Annotated in this window: 4 protein-coding genes; all 4 read left to right on the top strand. The window is 48.9% G+C overall.

The genetic code is table 11. From position 1 onward, the window contains the following. A partial coding sequence (locus KI367_RS26680; protein WP_212953310.1) for a hypothetical protein occupies window positions 1-266 on the top strand: 266 nt, incomplete at its 5' end. Window positions 267-289: 23 nt separating this feature from the next. Then, window positions 290-634: a hypothetical protein gene (locus KI367_RS26685; protein WP_036714758.1), complete on the top strand. Its 345-nt coding sequence runs from the start codon at window positions 290-292 to the stop codon at window positions 632-634. A 20-nt stretch (window positions 635-654) separates the two neighbouring features. Then, window positions 655-831, top strand: a complete 177-nt coding sequence (locus KI367_RS26690) for a hypothetical protein (RefSeq protein WP_197070057.1) — start codon at window positions 655-657, stop codon at window positions 829-831. A 22-nt stretch (window positions 832-853) separates the two neighbouring features. After that, window positions 854-1,009, top strand: a complete 156-nt coding sequence (locus tag KI367_RS26695) for a small acid-soluble spore protein P (RefSeq protein WP_212953313.1) — start codon at window positions 854-856, stop codon at window positions 1,007-1,009. Window positions 1,010-1,320: the final 311 nt, after the last annotated feature.

Here is a 1,320-nt window from a genome sequence, read left to right on the forward strand (position 1 = left end):
AAGTGAAAGAGGCAAATTACACTGAGCCTGAACAATTTATTGTCAGGCTAGCGTCTTTAGGCGCAGTTTGGCAACAGGGGGTTATACCCCAAGTGCAAACCACCCGTTGGACGGGTGGTTATGATTTGTTCATAATGCCGTGTTCATGCGCTGCTTTGCAGCCATCACCATGTTTTTCAATCATCGTTAGGGTACAAATGGCATTCCGGATCGCACGTCTCCTTGGCCGGGAAGCGAATAAATCCGTTGCCTTCTCCGCACATTAAAAGAGCAGGGGAGGTGTGATGAAATGAACCGAGAATTTCAACTCGATCAAGATCAGCTGGTTCAGGCTTGGCGATCGCAGCTGCCGCAAAACCTTGACCCGTCGGACTCCGCCCAGGTGTTTGCGGATGAGGCGAATCCGAACGCGCTCCGAATTCACATCGATTCCGCTGGACGCACGATGTATTCCTTTGATTTTCAGTGCTCCTACTTGGATACGCGGGAGGTCAAGGTGGATCTGGTCGACGTGGAACGCGACGGGCAAACGGTGGATGAGCGCACCGAGGTCATTCAGGACATGACCCAAGGTTACACCCGCCAGATTCATGAATGCGCCCAGGCGCTTCACGATGTGACTCATCACGTTTAACAGGGAAAAGAGGGAAAGAGATGACCAAAGCGAAAAACGGTTTGGATAAAAACCTGAGCAATGTTGTGGAGGATTTGGACCAGACCCGGGTTAACAGCCATCACGCCCAGCAGATCCAGCAGGATACCAATGACCGCAGGCATCAGGATGCGCTGAATCACGACAAAACGACAGACTTGACCCATCAGCACTCTTAATCCGAGATTGGGGTGAAATCAGATGAGCAAACCGAAGGCCATTCCCGTGCCGGAAGCGCAGCGCCAGGAGCAGCGGCACCATCGCCGCGATCGCGAAAACACGATGCAGGAGCCTCTCTCCGGATCGAAAAAAGTAAAAAACCGTAATCATGTGGATCATTTGAATAGAGAAGGTTAACCTCGCCTCAAACGACATTATTGGAAACGAAAAAAGCACTTTGGCACCGGCCGAAGGGCTTTTTTTATTGTTTTTTTACGCAAATAAACATTTATACATCAACGTTTATTGAAATTTTGCAACCTTGGAGTGACATTTGACGTATTAAGCAGTGTGAGCTCACAAAGCAGGTAAAAAAGGAAATTAATTAGGGCTTGCTGAACAAGATTCGTTCCATCTACACCCAACGCAAGTCTCTAAACCCAAGCAGTCTGAAAAAATGCAAAAAGAGAACACGCAGTCGCCGCTCCAGATTCATGACCAGAAACTGA

Origin of the sequence: Paenibacillus cookii (genome assembly GCF_018333375.1) — a bacterium.
Lineage (GTDB): Bacteria > Bacillota > Bacilli > Paenibacillales > Paenibacillaceae > Paenibacillus_AQ > Paenibacillus_AQ cookii.

Coding starts and splice junctions, on each gene's coding strand:
- KI367_RS26690 (WP_197070057.1), top strand. CDS start 655: ATGACCAAAGCGAAAAACGGTTTGGATAAAAACCTGAGCAATGTTGTG.
- KI367_RS26685 (WP_036714758.1), top strand. CDS start 290: ATGAACCGAGAATTTCAACTCGATCAAGATCAGCTGGTTCAGGCTTGG.
- KI367_RS26695 (WP_212953313.1), top strand. CDS start 854: ATGAGCAAACCGAAGGCCATTCCCGTGCCGGAAGCGCAGCGCCAGGAG.